The sequence below is a fragment of the Acinetobacter soli genome (assembly GCF_000760595.1).
Classification (GTDB): Bacteria; Pseudomonadota; Gammaproteobacteria; order Pseudomonadales; family Moraxellaceae; genus Acinetobacter; species Acinetobacter soli.
In genome coordinates this window covers 192,401-204,697 of the sequence record NZ_BBNM01000001.1, presented here as the reverse complement: position 1 = coordinate 204,697, position 12,297 = coordinate 192,401, and the positions used below count along the sequence as shown (strand labels likewise).

Annotated in this window: 14 protein-coding genes; 3 read left to right on the top strand and 11 right to left on the bottom strand. The window is 40.7% G+C overall.

What is annotated here, in order from left to right:
• Positions 1-6: 6 nt before the first annotated feature.
• From trpC to yddG, 5 genes are all read right to left on the bottom strand, one after another.
• Positions 7-813, bottom strand: a complete 807-nt coding sequence (gene trpC, locus Aso01_RS01005) for an indole-3-glycerol phosphate synthase TrpC (RefSeq protein WP_004939003.1) — start codon at positions 811-813, stop codon at positions 7-9.
• An 11-nt stretch (positions 814-824) separates the two neighbouring features.
• Entirely contained in the window at positions 825-1,874 is a 1,050-nt protein-coding gene (trpD, locus tag Aso01_RS01000; RefSeq protein ID WP_004938992.1) for an anthranilate phosphoribosyltransferase, read from the bottom strand.
• Positions 1,875-2,459 (bottom strand): anthranilate synthase component II, encoded by a 585-nt coding sequence (locus Aso01_RS00995; protein ID WP_004938990.1) that lies wholly within the window; start codon positions 2,457-2,459, stop codon positions 1,875-1,877.
• A gap of 222 nt (positions 2,460-2,681) precedes the next feature.
• Entirely contained in the window at positions 2,682-3,173 is a 492-nt protein-coding gene (locus Aso01_RS00990) for a hypothetical protein (RefSeq protein WP_004938985.1), read from the bottom strand.
• Between the two features lie 133 nt (positions 3,174-3,306).
• Positions 3,307-4,194 carry an aromatic amino acid DMT transporter YddG gene (gene yddG / locus Aso01_RS00985; protein WP_004938982.1) on the bottom strand — a complete coding sequence of 296 codons (888 nt, stop codon included), beginning with the start codon at positions 4,192-4,194 and terminating at the stop codon, positions 3,307-3,309.
• A 344-nt stretch (positions 4,195-4,538) separates the two neighbouring features.
• On the opposite strand from yddG, the gene glnA reads away from it, so the two are divergent.
• Positions 4,539-5,954 carry a type I glutamate--ammonia ligase gene (gene glnA / locus Aso01_RS00980; protein WP_171063732.1) on the top strand — a complete coding sequence of 472 codons (1,416 nt, stop codon included), beginning with the start codon at positions 4,539-4,541 and terminating at the stop codon, positions 5,952-5,954.
• A 92-nt stretch (positions 5,955-6,046) separates the two neighbouring features.
• Here the strand turns inward: glnA and Aso01_RS00975 are convergent, their stop codons facing one another.
• Positions 6,047-6,256, bottom strand: coding sequence for a hypothetical protein (locus Aso01_RS00975; RefSeq protein WP_228127984.1), 210 nt, complete (start codon positions 6,254-6,256; stop codon positions 6,047-6,049).
• A 176-nt stretch (positions 6,257-6,432) separates the two neighbouring features.
• Between Aso01_RS00975 and Aso01_RS00970 the strand changes: the two genes are divergently transcribed.
• A complete protein-coding gene (locus Aso01_RS00970) occupies positions 6,433-6,930 on the top strand; it encodes a chorismate--pyruvate lyase family protein (protein WP_004938973.1) in 498 nt (165 codons plus the stop codon).
• Between the two features lie 8 nt (positions 6,931-6,938).
• Entirely contained in the window at positions 6,939-7,823 is an 885-nt protein-coding gene (gene ubiA / locus Aso01_RS00965) for a 4-hydroxybenzoate octaprenyltransferase (protein WP_004938971.1), read from the top strand.
• Between the two features lie 421 nt (positions 7,824-8,244).
• Here the strand turns inward: ubiA and Aso01_RS00960 are convergent, their stop codons facing one another.
• From Aso01_RS00960 to Aso01_RS00940, 5 genes are all read right to left on the bottom strand, one after another.
• A complete protein-coding gene (locus tag Aso01_RS00960; RefSeq protein ID WP_004938963.1) occupies positions 8,245-8,448 on the bottom strand; it encodes a hypothetical protein in 204 nt (67 codons plus the stop codon).
• Between the two features lie 280 nt (positions 8,449-8,728).
• Entirely contained in the window at positions 8,729-9,460 is a 732-nt protein-coding gene (gene gloB / locus Aso01_RS00955; RefSeq protein WP_004938961.1) for a hydroxyacylglutathione hydrolase, read from the bottom strand.
• 125 nt (positions 9,461-9,585) lie between these two features.
• Positions 9,586-10,281 (bottom strand): methionine ABC transporter permease, encoded by a 696-nt coding sequence (locus tag Aso01_RS00950; RefSeq protein ID WP_004938958.1) that lies wholly within the window; start codon positions 10,279-10,281, stop codon positions 9,586-9,588.
• The gene (locus tag Aso01_RS00945; RefSeq protein WP_004938956.1) at positions 10,278-11,303 is read right to left on the bottom strand and encodes a methionine ABC transporter ATP-binding protein; all 1,026 of its coding nucleotides are present in this window, start codon (positions 11,301-11,303) and stop codon (positions 10,278-10,280) included. The genes Aso01_RS00950 and Aso01_RS00945 overlap by 4 nt, the downstream gene beginning before the upstream one ends.
• Positions 11,304-11,376: 73 nt before the next feature.
• Complete coding sequence (locus Aso01_RS00940; RefSeq protein ID WP_004938954.1) at positions 11,377-12,243, bottom strand: MetQ/NlpA family ABC transporter substrate-binding protein; 867 nt, start codon at positions 12,241-12,243, stop codon at positions 11,377-11,379.
• Positions 12,244-12,297: the final 54 nt, after the last annotated feature.

Below are 12,297 nucleotides of genomic sequence, written 5' to 3'. Positions count from 1 at the left end.
CTCGTTTTAAATCGTAGCAGGGTGGCCAAACAATGCAGTAAAGGCCTGATCAGGTCGAGGTTGTTTCATAAAACTTTCACCCACCAAGAACGCATGAATATCATGTTCCTGCATCATTGCAATATCGGCCGGAGTGGCGATACCACTTTCGGTTACCAATAAACGTGACGGATCAAGTAAACGCTTCAAGCGTAAACTGGTGTTTAAGTCTACATCGAAGGTTTTCAAATTACGATTGTTGACGCCAAGAATACATTTTTCGGAAAGTCTGAGCGCACGCTCAAGTTCTTCTTCGTCATGTACTTCAACCAATACATCCAGATTGTACTCAAATGCTGTTTTTGACATCTCTTCGAGTTGCTGATCAGACAAGCATGCCACAATCAGCAAAATACAGTCGGCATGGAGGGCACGTGCTTCAATCACATTATATGGATCGACCAAAAAGTCTTTACGCAGTGCAGGTAGCTGACAATTGTTGCGCGCAATCGCGATATTGTCATCATGACCTTGAAAGAAATCGACATCGGTCAATACCGACAAGCACGCTGCACCCGCCTGCTCATATTGTGCTGCAATTTCAGCAGGGTTAAAGTCGGCTCGAATCACACCTTTGGAGGGTGATGCTTTTTTAATTTCAGCAATCACGCCTGGGCGCTTAGCATTTAATGCACGTGCAAAGCCACGCACAGGTGAGGCCGCTTGTGCCAGCGCTTCGATATCTTGAAGGCTACGTTGCTGTAAACGCGCCGCAAGTTCTTCATGTTTGCGATCGACAATTTTACCCAAGATGGTATTTTGAATTTGAATCATTTTGGATAACCTCACGTGTTCGAATAGTGTTTGAGTGCTTTGGTAAACTCGGACAAAATACTCATTTTTTCGAGGGCCTGACCCCCATAAATAATATCATGTGCCAAGGCCACACCTTGCTTGTAACTGGTACTCAAGCCAGAAACATAGATGCCAGCACCTGCGTTTAATGCAATCATATTGGCTGCTTTTTCGCCGAGGTCAGATTTGTTACGCCCAAGTGCGTCTTTAATCAGCTTGAGGCTTTCACTCGAATCGGCCACAATCAAACCCGATAACGTTTGTGAGGGAATTCCCACATCTTCGGGGTTTAAAACCCATTCGGTGATTTCATTATTTTTAAGTTCAGCCACATGGGTTGCCGAGGCCAGGCTGATTTCATCTAGGCCATCTTTAGAATGCACCACCATCACATGCTCGGCACCGAGTTGTCTCATCACCTCGGCAATCGGACGGCACAATTCATCTGAAAATACCCCAAGCACAAAGCGCTTTACCCCAGCCGGATTCGTAAGCGGGCCAAGAAGGTTGAAAATACTTCGTATGCCCAATTCACGACGAGGCGCAACTGCGTATTTCATAGCTTTATGATGATTGGGAGCAAATAGAAAACCCACACCCATTTCACGGATGCATCGCTCTGTTTGCTGCATATCTAAATCAAGATTAATTCCAGCCTGTTCAAGCAAATCTGAAGAGCCAGATTTGCTTGATACACCACGGTTACCATGTTTGGCAATGGTTGCGCCTGCTGCTGCAATGACGAAGCTTGAAGCGGTCGAGACATTAAACAGATTTTGACCATCTCCACCTGTTCCCACGATATCTACCAAATGTGGGATATCACTGACATCAATTTTAATGGCCAGTTCACGCATGACGCGTGCAGCGGCAGTAATTTCATCAATGCTTTCACCTTTCATGCGAAGGCCCATCATCAGCGCACCAATTTGTGCGTCTGTGGCTTCACCTTGCATGATGCTGCGCATCACATCTTCCATTTGCGGCTGAGTCAAATGAATGTTTTTGGTAATGTGGTTTAATGCTTGTTGAATATTCATTTATGCATAAATCTCTAAAAAATTCTTGAAGATTTGGTGTCCGTGCTGGCTCAAAATGGATTCTGGGTGAAACTGCACACCTTCTACAGGCAGTGTCTTATGCTTTACACCCATGATTTCTTCGATTGAACCATCGTTCTGATTGGTCCAGCAGGTCACTTCCAGACACTCAGGCAAGGTCTCCTGTTCGATCACCAAAGAGTGATAGCGTGTCGCAGAAAATGGTGAAGGCAGGTTGCTAAAGATTCCCTTATCAGAATGATACATATCCGACAAACGACCATGCATCACGGTTTTCGCGCGAATGACCTGTCCACCAAAGGCTTGTCCAATTGCTTGATGCCCCAAACACACACCGAGTAATGGAATTTTGCCGGCAAAGTGATGAATGGCAGGAATTGAAATTCCTGCTTCAGTTGGAGAACAAGGTCCAGGACCCACCACCAAATACTTCGGCTGCCATCGTTCAATGTCCTCAAGAGTGACTTGGTCATTGCGAACCACTTTAACGTCTTGATTTAACTCGCCAAAATATTGGACGATGTTATACGTAAAGGAGTCGTAATTGTCGATCATGAGAAGCATTTTAGATATAAGCCTTTGTGATTAAAAAACTTTTAGAAATTGGTATTAAATCGTACTCAATTCTGTACTCAATGTGATGAAAGTGACCCCAATTTAAGTATTAAAAAGCCACCTTAATCGGTGGCTATATTATCACTAATTTCTGTTGGTTTGACTATGTATCCAATCTAAGTCTTTAGATTACTTCATCTAACTGATTAGTATTAGTCATTGTGTCGTGATCTAATCAATTTCGACAGGTGTAGACATACGACGAAATTCTTTTTTAAAAGTTGATTCTGGTCGATCCTGAATTGCATAGCACACTTTTGCATGGTTGTAAGCATCTCGATAAGCATACAATTCACCCTCAACGCATAACTCTTTGTTGTTTAAAGAATAGTCAATAATTGGAGGGTGTTCTTTTCTAGTATTTCTTGAATCAGTGTATCCAGAAATTGCATCATTCAGTGGAAACACCACTCCTGTTTTTGTATCTATCGCAACAAATCGCACATAATCTTTTATTCCCACATTTAATAATAGTTTATCAGTATCAAAATTAGGTTGTTTTGTCGCAAGAGCATGTTTATATTTCTCAATATTTTCTTTGCTACAAAAATTAAAATCATCATAGTCAAATTGACATTCTGCGATCATTTTATCGCTCAGGTTGGCAAAACTGACAGTACTGTAAATCAACATCAAAAATGCACTGATCAATGCTACTTTCATTTTTTTTATTCCATTGCTAAGAAATTTTAAGATTATCATTCCACAATGTATTTATTCAATCAAGTGAATACCTATGGATAAATTGAAATAATTTAAGGTAAATCAATAATATATCTTTATCTTATGAAATTGATTAAACTTTTCTCAAAGGTGTACTAAACTTCCAACTTAACATTGCACCGAAGCTAACACCGAGCGTTCCGAGCCAGAAGCTCCAGCTAGGTAAGGTATGCAAGATAAGACTGCTCATTAAACTCGACAAAATAGGCGTAAAATAAGAAGCCAATAACAACAATTGGATATTTCCAAACTGTAAGCTCTGATTCCAGTTTTTATAAGCAATTCCAACCAAAGCGCCAACCACAATAATCATGAGGCCCATGCTTAAACTTGGCGTTTGCCATGCTTGATCACTCAGGCAAAATAACAGCCATAAGGCCACACTGGTCAGGCAAAAAAATAAGGCGATTCCATTTTTACCTTGGGCATAACGTGGCGTGAAAACACAATATAAGGACCATAAAATTGCGCCACAAAAGGCCAGTGTATAAGCCAGTGGATTATTTGAAAGTGTTTGAATGAAGCCCTCAGCCGAAACAATGCTCGGATTGACAATCAAGAGCAGCCCTAAAATAGAAAGGATCAAACCGGCAAAGGCTGGCGCTTTAAAGTTGAGCTGTCCGAGTAGATAGGACAAAAACAAGGTGAAACATGGCCATAAATAATTGATCATGGCCAGAATAAGCGCTTCCTCACGTGTTTTGGATAAACCGATTGAGCACAAAAATAAAACTTCATAAAGTACGAAGCAACTGCCACAGATTAGCAGGTAACGTCGAGGCAATGTTTGCCACAAGTATTTCCTATCTATAAACGCCACGCACAACGCACTGATGCTATAAATTAGTGCAACACCCAAAATAGCACCCAACTGTTCAGTGATCATTTTCACGCCACTGACCATACATGCCCAGATCATGATAGAGGTAATACCGATAAAATTGGCTTTGCTGCGGGTCATGATGTCAAAATTATTGAATAAATCTGGCGTAGTGTATAAAAAGTGCATCGACATCACCACTACATCGCGCAAATTATGCACTGGATTAAGCCAATTATTTAAAATTGCACTATTTTGATGCTATTTGTGGGTTTTGTGAAAAGCATGCCTCAAAAATGTTTGAATATGGTGCAATTCAAAACACAAACAGTATAATGGTTCAAACAGGTAGCTGGACGCGTATCTAATTTGAATTAAAATTCAAACAATTAGATGTGTTTTTTAAAGTTGGTACGAGATTTGCTTAATAACTGCCAACGACTAACACGCACTTCACAAGTGCAATAATACTTCATTGGAGCAAAATGAGCATGGCGAACAAGGTCCTTAAACTCATACAAGAAAGTGGCGCAAAATGGGTCGATTTTCGCTTTACGGATACAAAAGGGAAAGAGCAGCACGTTACTTACCCAGCTGATTCAATTGATGAAGATACATTTGAAGACGGTAAAATGTTCGACGGTTCTTCAATTGCAGGTTGGAAAGGCATTGAAGCATCAGACATGATCTTACGTCCAGATGCAGAAACTGGTTTTATCGATCCGTTCTTTGCCGAACCAACTGTTGTTGTAACTTGTGACGTTATTGAGCCATCTACTGGTCAAGGTTACGAGCGTGATCCACGTTCGATTGCTCGTCGTGCAGAAGAATATTTAAAATCAACTGGTATCGGTGATACTGCATTCTTTGGCCCAGAACCTGAATTCTTCGTTTTTGACGAAGTAAAATGGGAAATCGATATGTCTGGCGCGCGCCATACATTGATTGCTGAAGAAGCTGCATGGTCAACTGGTAAAGATTACGAGTCTGGTAACTCTGGCCACCGTCCACGTGTAAAAGGCGGTTACTTCCCAGTTCCTCCAGTAGATTCTTCGCATGATATGCGTGCTGAGATGTGTAACAAAATCGAAGAAATCATGGGGCCTGGTCGTGTAGAAGTACACCACCACGAAGTTGCATCTTGCCAGTTAGAAATTGGTGTAAGCTTCAACACTATGGTTCGTAAAGCAGACGAAGTACAACAGTTTAAATATGCTGTTCACAACGTTGCGCACCAATACGCTAAAACTGCAACCTTTATGCCTAAACCAATGGTTGGCGATAACGGTTCTGGTATGCACGTTCACATGTCAATCTCTAAAGATGGCAAGAACTTGTTTGCTGGTGATGAATATGCAGGCCTTTCAGAAATGGCGTTGTACTTCATCGGTGGTATCATCAAGCATGCGCGTGCTTTGAATGCAATCACAAACCCATCTACAAACTCTTATAAGCGTTTGGTTCCACACTATGAAGCACCGATTATGCTTGCTTACTCAGCGCGTAACCGTTCTGCTTCTATCCGTATTCCTTACGTTTCTAGTCCGAAAGGCAAGCGTATCGAAGCACGTTTCCCAGATCCAATGATGAACCCGTACCTCGGTTTCGCTGCATTGTTGATGGCGGGTATCGACGGTATTCAAAACAAGATCCATCCGGGCGAAGCTGCTGATAAGAACTTGTACGATCTTCCTCCTGAAGAAGAAGCAAAAATTCCTACAGTTGCACACAGCCTAGATATGGCACTTGAAGCGCTTCAAGCTGACCATGAGTTCTTGTTAAAAGGCGGCGTGTTTACTAAAGAAATGCTTGATGCATATATCGAACTTAAAACTGAAGATGTACGTCGTCTTAACACGACCACTCACCCAGTTGAATTTGATATGTACTACAGCTTGTAATACGTCTCATATAAAAAAGCCTGCAAGTTGCAGGCTTTTTTATTGGCGATTTGTTGAGTTATCAATAATCCAAATGAATTCGTTTATACGTATTAAGAAATGCTTTTTTCAATACCGCGATATACGCAGATACCCCAGATCAAACCTGCCACAAAGCACAAGCTGATATACAGGCCGATCAGGCTTGCTTCAGGTAAAGTTTGATCAATAAAAATATAACGATGAATCAGCGTCAGAAAAGTAAAGCCACTGCCCCAGAAAATACCACCGTAGAGCAGAATAAATTTTAATTTATCGTTCATCATGCCTAACCATAATCGGTCTAATCACTAAACGGCATCTATGATAACTCAAAATAGCGACAATGAAAAAGAATTAATAAACATAGAACAACAAAGCCGAATCGCACCCTTGCTCAAAGCATTTAACTTTGCCCGATTTCGGTTACACTATAGTTTGTGAATGTAGTGGATTGCACATGCAGAAAAACCAATTAAATCAGAGATACAATGATGATTTAACGCCAGAATTAAAAAAATGGTTATGTGCATCAGGCTCACTGACCCAGCAATTGACCGATCTTGCACATGGTGCCTTTTCAGTGAAACCTATATCGGAGCGTTATCGGCAGATGTCTCGTATAGACAGTCAATGGATGAAAATGCCAGCGGCACATATTGCTTGGGTGCGTGAAAGCTTACTCTATGGATGTGAAGCACAGCCATGGGTTCAGGCCAAAAGTATATTCCCCATTTTAAGCTTGCAAAAAAAAGCCCGTATTTTTAAACATATTGGTAAACAACCGATCGGCCGATTTTTATTTCAGCGAACCACGCCTCAGTGTGAGCGGCGGATCATACGTTTAAATGAGGGCTGGACTCGGCAAAGCTGTTATACGTGGCACGGTTGCAAATTTATTGTCCAAGAAACTTTTCTGCCTTCATTTGAAGCGTACTTACAACATCATCGCATTTAAGGATAGATATGGCATCCGTACAATCGATCACCTGGCGAGAACGACTTACAGCATATTATTATCTGTGCCGTTTTGATAAGCCTATTGGGACTGAGCTGGTATTTTGGCCCACCATGTGGGCACTATGGATTGCAAGTGCAGGGGTACCCAATTTAAAAATCCTGCTTTTAATGTCTTTAGGTGTATTGTTTATGCGCGCAGCAGGCTGTGCAATTAATGATTTTGCCGACCGTAAAGTAGATGGACACGTGGCCAGAACCAAAACGCGTCCGCTGGCAACGGGTGTGATTCAGCCGATAGAAGCCATTTGGGTGTTTTTATTTTTGGTCGCTGCAAGTGCCTGCCTATTGCTGTTTTTGCCATTAAATACGTTTTACTGGTCGTTTGGCGCATTGTTTCTCGCGTTCATTTATCCTTTTATGAAGCGCTATACACACTTACCGCAAGTGTTTTTAGGAGCAGCCTTTTCGTGGTCTATTCCGATGGCTTACACTGCTGCAGGCCAAACACCTGATCTGGTTTGTTGGTTATTGTATTTTGGTAATTTGGCATGGACGGTTGCCTACGATACACAATATGCAATTACCGATCGCGAATATGATCTGAAAATTGGTGTGAAATCGACCGCGATTTTATTTGGTCGATACGATATCGTCATTATTTCTTTATTACAGATCAGTAGTTTGGTGTTGATTGGTCTGGCATTATTCATGAAAGACCTACTTTTTCCGTGGGGCATCATTGGATTGCTGATTGTCGCTGCCGATTTTATTTATCAATGGACCAAAACCAGAACCAAAGATCCACAATGGTGCTTCTGGGCATTTCGACACAATCGCTGGGTAGGGCTAATGATTTTTATCGCGATTTTTATGGGATTGATGACTCAATAAAAATAGACCGCCAATGCATTAACAGCATATTGAATCAAATTAAAAAACCGATCATTTATGATCGGTTTTTTAATCGTTCGTTTTCAGCTTTATAGCGGATTATTTGTAAGCCAGTTGCCCAAACAAATAAACCATAATAATCAACGTAAATACGGTAGATGAAACTAAAGCAAATTCTAATGTTCTCATGTGCCCCCACCTTTATATTGTAATTTATTGTATTGAGTATTTTTTATACACCATGCTAATAAATAATACAAGAGATCCCTTAGTATATTCTCAGCATATATTCAGCACAATTATAGATAAAACACATATAAAACAAGAAAGCCCCATGTGCGCGTTACGGCATATGGAGCTTAGAATTCTTCAAAACTATAAAATGATTAGAAAAAATTTATAGAATCAACACATCTGTCATTTACGCTTTTAGATGATCCTCGAACTCTTCACCGAGCTGAACTGCCAAAGAGTTACCCGATAAATCACAAGTCACTAGCCCATATTCCTTTTTAAAGCTAAATGTAAAACCTTTGCCATCGGCTAGGTTTTTAACCGAATAACCTAACTTTTCTAACCAAATACGAAATGCAATTAAATTTTTTGCTTTAACAACTTTCTTCACTTCAAAATTCCTTCTCATGTAACGCTGATATCTAAATTAATAAGGGTTTTGATTAAGTTTTTAAAGGGCTAAACTGTTTAAATATTTTTCAACTGATTAATATTGTTTATTTAATCAGCAGTAGATCATTTAAATTGACTCAATAAATTGGTTTTAAGTCTTAGTTTTTATCTTAATCTATTGAATTTAAAGATAATATTTAAAATAATCCGTTTTTTAAAAGTTACATATTGTGTTTATGATGAGTTGTAAATAAATATGTAACTTTAGTCGTAGTGTGTCAAAAATTATCTTTAAGCGTACGAATTCGAGCAAACTCTTCAACGCTTTCGGTACGTAAAAATGGATTGGTCGCCAGTTCAATTTCAATACTGGATGGTAAGGTGATGATATTTTGTTCTCGCAACTGCTTTACCTGTTCATAACGCTCTTGTAGTGCAAGATTGTCGGGTTCGATGGTCAGGGCAAATTCGGCATTAGACAAGGTGTATTCATGGGTACAATACACTTGGGTATCTGTTGGCAGTGCAGCAAGTCTGTTAAGTGAATGATACATCTGTTCAAAGGTGCCTTCAAACACACGTCCACAGCCCATCGCAAACAAGGTATCACCGCAAAATACACTACGTAATGCTTCAACAAAATAGACAATATGCCCTAAGGTATGACCAGGCGTTGCAACAACTTCTACATGTAGGTCATGAAACTTGAATTGATCATCATGTTGTAGTGCATTTGAAATCAAATGAATTTTACTGAGCTCTTCACGCGGGCCAAATACAGGAATTTGGGTACCTTCGATCAAGTCTGGCACACCGCCAATATGATCTTTATGCCAATGTGTTAGCCAGATTTGCGCAAGCTTGAGCTGATGTAATTGGCAGTAGTCCTGAACAGGCTTTGCTTCTGTTGGATCGATCACCACAATTTCTGAAGTATGGGTGTCTTGAATAATCCAGATATAATTTTTAAGGCTGTTTTTTACATCAATATAATCAATTTGATAACGCATGACGGATAACCTGATCAAATGGTATGTACTGTTTTTATTTAATCACGATCTGCGTAGTGCAGCACCAGTAGATACGAAAAAATACAGCTTCAGATATAAAAAAACCCTCCGGAGAGGGCAGCAATCTAGCGAAGTTTAGAGAGCCAGTCGCCCAGCATTTGAATAAACTGCACCAGCAATAATAAGATGATGACCGTAAGAATTACCACACTGGTATCGAAGCGTTGGTAACCGTATGAAATCGCCAGGTCACCAATTCCGCCAGCACCTACTGCACCGGCCATTGCCGTTGCACCAATTAGACTAATGGTGGCTGTGGTTAAGTTTAAAATGAGTGAGCTACGTGCTTCTGGCAAAATAAACTTGAAAATGATTTGAAACGGAGAGGCGCCCATGGCTTGCGCAGACTCAATAATACCTTCGTTGACTTCAAGCAAGGAGGTTTCAATCAATCGGCCCATATAAGGACCAATATAAATGGTCAACGGGACAATTGCGGCCCATGTTCCAATTGAACTTCCCACTAAGAATTTAGTCAAAGGAATCACGGCAATCAACAAAATGATAAATGGCAGTGAGCGCAGGGCGTTTACAATTGGATTGAGCAAGTGATAAATAAATCGGTTAGGTAAAATACCGTTTGGTCGTGTCACCAACAGCACAATTCCTTGGATAAATCCCCAGATGCCACCAAACAGCAGCGAGAAGCACACCATGTGAAAGGTTTCTTGAAGCGCTGTGACAAACTGATCAATCGAAAGTGAACTGTTCCAGAACGGTTGTGTCAATTCGGTCAGCCATTGCACAATTACGTCTCTCATACTTGTTCTCCACTTTGATTGACACTGACACCATGACGCTCTAAAAACTCGATCGCTTGCTGGATAAGGGTGTCGTCACCAAGTAATTGAACAAACATCTGCCCAATCACCGTGCCATCAATTTCGGTCATATTGGCAAACAAGATATTCAGACTGATATCAAACTGCTTGATCATCGATTGAATCACAGGTTCTTGGGCTGATTTGCCTAAAAACTGTAGTCGATAAATACTGTGATGATGCTGATGTTCGAGCTTATTTAAAATATTGACCGGTAAATGTTGTTGCAACACGGTCTGGATAAAGGTTTTTGTCGTTGGGTGCTGTGGACGGCTGAAAATTTCCACGGTCGGCCCGGTTTCAATCACATGACCAGATTCCATTACAGCCACATGGTCACAAATAGATTCAATCACGTCCATTTCGTGAGTGACCATCACAATTGTGATGCCTTGCTCCTGATTGATCTTTTTGAGCAATGCCAGTACGGATTTGGTGGTCTGTGGATCGAGCGCGGAGGTGGCTTCGTCACAAAGTAAAATTTTAGGGTGATTGGCTAGCGCACGTGCAATACCGACACGTTGTTTTTGACCACCCGATAGCTCATCTGGAAAGGCATCTTTTTTATGTGCCAGATCGATGAACTCAAGTAGCTCCATCAAACGTTTTTCGCGCTCGGCTTTGCTATAACCCAAGAGTTTCATTGGCATTTCAATATTTGCAGCCACAGTTTTGGTTTGCAATAAATTAAAATGCTGAAAGATCATACCTATATTTGCACGTTCCTGACGTAATGATGCTGCATTCAGGGCGGTAAAATCTTTTTGATTGATAATGACCTGTCCCTGTGTTGGGCGTTCGAGCAAATTAATCAAACGAATTAAGGTACTTTTACCTGCACCACTATAGCCAATAATGCCAAAGATACTGCCTGCCGGAATATCCAGATTAATCTGATCCAGTGCGCGAATCGTTTGGCCTTTCAGCTCGTAGTGTTTAGAAATGTTTTTAAATTGGATCATGTCGTCAGAAACTATACATAAAAGAAAAAACAGGCAAGTCGACCTTGCCTGTTTCAATTACACCATTATATTACTATTTTGATTCAGTAAGGTAGCTAATCGGCTTATTAACATCCACCTTCGTACCACCAAACTTCTCATCAATGAATTTTTTCACTGCTTCTGTATGGTAAAGCGTACCTAATTTTTGCAATACAGGATCGTTTTGACGTCCTTCAGCAGTCACCAAAAGGTTGACATACAGTTTAGTCGACTGATCTGCTGGCTCATAAAATACGGCATCTTTAAGAACGTTCAAGCCGCCTTCCATAGCTAAAGTGTTGCCTAGCACAATTCCGTCAACATCGCTTTTTACACGAACAGCTGTTGCCATTGGAATGGTTTTAAGCTGAATCTGTTTCGGATTTTCAATGACGTCGTTGGTTGTGCCCTGAATTGGGTTAAAGTCTGCTTTTAATTTGATTAAACCAGCAGTTTGCAACAATGAAAGTGCACGTGCTTCATTTGCAGCATCGTTTGGAATTGCAATGGTTGCTTTTGCTGGGAACTGATCAATTTTTTTGTATTTGTCAGAATAAAGTCCCATTGGTTCGATATAAGTTGTCGAAACAGGTGCAACTTTATCTTTGCTTTCGGTGTTGTAAGCGACCATGTAGTTATAAGACTGGAATGCATTGACATCGATTTCTTTGTTTGCCGTCGCTTTGTTCATTGCCACGTAGTCAGTGAAGTTTTTCACTTCAAGATTAATACCTGCTTGTTTGGTTTCAGGTAGTGTCGCAATAAATTTCCAAACGTCGGTATCAGAACCTGTAGACGCCAGCACGATTTTTTTAGTCTGATCTGCAGCAGCTGCATTGCCTTGCTCAGGCTCTTTTTTGCTACAACCAGCCGCAAGCAATATGCTTGAGGTAAGAACAACACTCAATACTTTTTTCATCAGGTTTTTCCCAGTTACAGCGTTTTAATATCGTCCGGATATCATACTGTGTGT

Excerpts from the sequence above, each read along its gene's own strand:
- trpC (WP_004939003.1), bottom strand. The coding sequence starts at position 813 with ATGATTCAAATTCAAAATACCATCTTGGGTAAAATTGTCGATCGCAAA.
- trpD (WP_004938992.1), bottom strand. The coding sequence starts at position 1,874 with ATGAATATTCAACAAGCATTAAACCACATTACCAAAAACATTCATTTG.
- Aso01_RS00995 (WP_004938990.1), bottom strand. The coding sequence starts at position 2,459 with ATGCTTCTCATGATCGACAATTACGACTCCTTTACGTATAACATCGTC.
- Aso01_RS00990 (WP_004938985.1), bottom strand. The coding sequence starts at position 3,173 with ATGAAAGTAGCATTGATCAGTGCATTTTTGATGTTGATTTACAGTACT.
- yddG (WP_004938982.1), bottom strand. The coding sequence starts at position 4,194 with ATGACCCGCAGCAAAGCCAATTTTATCGGTATTACCTCTATCATGATC.
- glnA (WP_171063732.1), top strand. The coding sequence starts at position 4,539 with ATGAGCATGGCGAACAAGGTCCTTAAACTCATACAAGAAAGTGGCGCA.
- Aso01_RS00975 (WP_228127984.1), bottom strand. The coding sequence starts at position 6,256 with ATGAACGATAAATTAAAATTTATTCTGCTCTACGGTGGTATTTTCTGG.
- Aso01_RS00970 (WP_004938973.1), top strand. The coding sequence starts at position 6,433 with ATGCAGAAAAACCAATTAAATCAGAGATACAATGATGATTTAACGCCA.
- ubiA (WP_004938971.1), top strand. The coding sequence starts at position 6,939 with ATGGCATCCGTACAATCGATCACCTGGCGAGAACGACTTACAGCATAT.
- gloB (WP_004938961.1), bottom strand. The coding sequence starts at position 9,460 with ATGCGTTATCAAATTGATTATATTGATGTAAAAAACAGCCTTAAAAAT.
- Aso01_RS00950 (WP_004938958.1), bottom strand. The coding sequence starts at position 10,281 with ATGAGAGACGTAATTGTGCAATGGCTGACCGAATTGACACAACCGTTC.
- Aso01_RS00945 (WP_004938956.1), bottom strand. The coding sequence starts at position 11,303 with ATGATCCAATTTAAAAACATTTCTAAACACTACGAGCTGAAAGGCCAA.
- Aso01_RS00940 (WP_004938954.1), bottom strand. The coding sequence starts at position 12,243 with ATGAAAAAAGTATTGAGTGTTGTTCTTACCTCAAGCATATTGCTTGCG.